Source organism: Chitinophaga pinensis, assembly GCF_007896845.1.
Classification (GTDB): domain Bacteria; phylum Bacteroidota; class Bacteroidia; order Chitinophagales; family Chitinophagaceae; genus Chitinophaga; species Chitinophaga pinensis_C.
The window spans coordinates 47501-50000 of record NZ_VOHS01000096.1 but is presented as its reverse complement, the minus strand read 5'-3'; the positions used below and the strand labels follow the sequence as shown (position 1 = coordinate 50000).

Annotated in this window: 2 rRNA genes (1 of these 2 only partly in view); both read right to left on the bottom strand. The window is 46.6% G+C overall.

Annotated features, from left to right (window positions below):
- Window positions 1–254: 254 nt before the first annotated feature.
- A 5S ribosomal RNA gene (rrf, locus tag FEF09_RS30505) occupies window positions 255–366 on the bottom strand.
- A gap of 109 nt (window positions 367–475) precedes the next feature.
- A 23S ribosomal RNA gene (locus tag FEF09_RS30500) occupies window positions 476–2500 on the bottom strand (it continues 854 nt past the right edge of the window).

Below are 2500 nucleotides of genomic sequence, written 5' to 3'. Positions count from 1 at the left end.
TTATAATTAAGCTTTTGTCATCATCTTTCCGGATGTCATACTGTGTAAAGAACTAATAAGTTGATTGTTAAGTTGATCAATATGCTACGCGAAGGCGCAAAACATTTGAAGACAGACTGCGAAGATACAATCCTTTACCTTGTACAACAAAATTTTACCTGATTATTTTACCGTAAGTGCGGTAGGGATCGGTGTGTGGTTGTAGTGAAGATAAAAAAGCCCGGTCTTATTCAGACCGGGACTTCTTTAAATAAATATGGCAGCTACCTACTCTCCCGCATGATTGTGCAGTACCATCGGCCATAAGGGGCTTAACTTCTCTGTTCGGAATGGGAAGAGGTGAACACCCTTGGCAAAACCACCATAAGATCTTTAGTATGATCTCGTCTTTTATCAGCACTATTGCAGCGTTATTCTGATTAAAGACCAATAAGGTAACATATTGGGAAATTGTAATAGTCTATACAAAAAAATAAAATTAAAGCTTACGGGCAATTAGTACTACTCGGCTTCGATGTTACCACCCTTACACCTGTAGCCTATCAACGTCGTAGTCTCCGACGGCCCTTAAAAGTAAACTCATCTTGAGGTAGGTTTCACGCTTAGATGCTTTCAGCGTTTATCCTTTCCGTACATAGCTACTCAGCACTGCACCTGGCGGCACAACTGATACACCAGCGGTACGTACGACCCGGTCCTCTCGTACTAAGGTCATGTCCCCGCAATTTACTAACGATCACAACAGATAGGGACCGAACTGTCTTGCGACGTTCTGAACCCAGTTCACGTGCCACTTTAATCGGCGAACAGCCGAACCCTTGGGACCTTCTCCAGCCCCAGGATGTGACGAACCGACATCGAGGTGCCAAACCTCCCCGTCGATATGAGCTCTTGGGGGAGATCAGCCTGTTATCCCCGGAGTACCTTTTATCCTTTGAGCGATGGCCCTTCCATACAGAACCACCGGATCACTTTAGCCAGCTTTCGCTCCTGCTCGGCTTGTCGGCCTCACAGTCAAGCACCCTTTTACTAATGCGCTCTGCGTACGATTACCAACCGTACTGAGGGTACCTTTGCGAGCCTCCGTTACTTTTTAGGAGGCGACCACCCCAGTCAAACTACCCACCAAACAATGTCCTCGTTGCCGAGTTAGACTCTAAACAACAGAAGGTTGGTATTTCAACGTTGACTCCACAACTCCTGGCGAAGCTGCTTCATAGTCTCCCAACTATCCTACACATCTGTTGTTCAAAATCAATGTTAAGTTGTAGTGAAGGTTCACGGGGTCTTTCCGTCCCGTTGCGATTAACCGGCATCTTCACCGATACTACAATTTCACCGAGCTCGTGGTAGAGACAGTGTCCAACTCATTAGACCATTCGTGCAGGTCGGAACTTACCCGACAAGGAATTTCGCTACCTTAGGACCGTTATAGTTACGGCCGCCGTTTACTGGGGCTTCAGTCAGAAGCTTTGGGTTACCCCGAACATCCTTCCTTAACCTTCCAGCACCGGGCAGGTATCAGGCTCTATACGTCATCTTTCGATTTTGCAGGGCCCTGTGTTTTTGTTAAACAGTTGGTTGGACCATTTTACTGAGACCGCATCACTGCGGTACGCCTTATCCCGAAGTTACAGCGTCAATTTGCCTAGTTCCTTTACCACGGATCACTCGAGCGCCTGAGGATACTCTCCTCGACTACCTGTGTCGGTTTACGGTACGGGCTGCTATAACCGAACCTTAGAGGTTTTTCTTGGAAGTCTGATTAGGGACATTATCAGCGTGGCCGAAGCTTTGCTGTACTATCGGGTTCATCATCCCGTGCGGATTTCCTACACAGGATATAACTACTCCCTTTAACGCACTATTCCGTAAGTGCGCAGTCCTTTCACTACTCCGTTACCCCATCGAAATTATAGCAGGTACTGGAATATTCACCAGTTTGCCATCAGCTACGCCTCTCGGCTTTGCCTAAGGACCCGACTAACCCTGATCCGATTAGCGTTGATCAGGAACCCTTAGTCTTACGGCGAATAGGTTTTTCACCTATTTTATCGTTACTTATGCCTACATTTTCTTTTCTAAACGCTCCAGCATACCTCGCGATACACCTTCAATGCAGTTTAGAATGCTCCCCTACCGATATCTACCTAAGTAGAATCCTAAAGCTTCGGTTGTATGTTTGATGCCCGATTATTTTCCGTGCTCAAACCCTCGACCAGTGAGCTGTTACGCACTCTTTAAATGAATGGCTGCTTCCAAGCCAACATCCTGGCTGTTATAGGATTTGAACTTCGTTTGTTCAACTTAACATACGATTAGGGACCTTAGCTGTTAATCTGGGTTATTTCCCTCTCGGCCATGGACCTTAGCGCCCACAGCCTCACTCCCGCAGATATATCATAGCATTCGGAGTTTATTAGGGTTTGGTAGGCGGTGAAGCCCCCTAGCCCAATTAGTAGCTCTACCTCTATGATAACTCTATATACGAGGCTGTTCC